The 473-nt window shown below is 49.9% G+C and carries 2 tRNA genes and 1 rRNA gene; all 3 read left to right on the top strand.

Going from position 1 to position 473, the window contains the following annotated elements:
* Positions 1-60: ribosomal RNA gene (locus QSJ95_RS32545) — 16S ribosomal RNA — on the top strand; the annotation flags it as partial.
* Positions 61-138: 78 nt separating this feature from the next.
* Positions 139-215, top strand: a tRNA-Ile gene (locus tag QSJ95_RS32540).
* A gap of 14 nt (positions 216-229) precedes the next feature.
* Positions 230-305, top strand: a tRNA-Ala gene (locus tag QSJ95_RS32535).
* Positions 306-473: the final 168 nt, after the last annotated feature.

Genomic DNA, 473 nt, shown 5'->3' with positions numbered 1-473 from the left:
ACTGGGGTGAAGTCGTAACAAGGTAGCCGTAGGGGAACCTGCGGCTGGATCACCTCCTTAATCGAAGATCCCGGCTTTCTCATAAGCTCCCACACGAATTGCTTGATTCACTGGTTAGACGATTAGGCAACCCTATATGGGTCTGTAGCTCAGTCGGTTAGAGCGCACCCCTGATAAGGGTGAGGTCGGCAGTTCGAATCTGCCCAGACCCACCAAATCGTAGTGATTTGGGGCCATAGCTCAGCTGGGAGAGCGCCTGCTTTGCACGCAGGAGGTCAGGAGTTCGATCCTCCTTGGCTCCACCATCTCCGAATCGTCGTAAAGCTCAGACAGGAATGTTCGAAGAAACGAACCTTGCTGTCTGGTCTTTGTACCGGAACCGTTCTTTAAAAATTTGGGTATGTGATAGAAGTAGACTGAATGATCTCTTTCACTGGGGATTGTTCAAGTCAAGGTAAAATTTGCGAGTTCAA

Source organism: Pseudomonas sp. NBRC 100443 (assembly GCF_030268185.1).
In the GTDB taxonomy this organism is placed as follows: domain Bacteria; phylum Pseudomonadota; class Gammaproteobacteria; order Pseudomonadales; family Pseudomonadaceae; genus Pseudomonas; species Pseudomonas citronellolis.
Note: the sequence above shows the minus strand (reverse complement) of the source record. Positions and strands in the feature narration are given on the sequence as shown.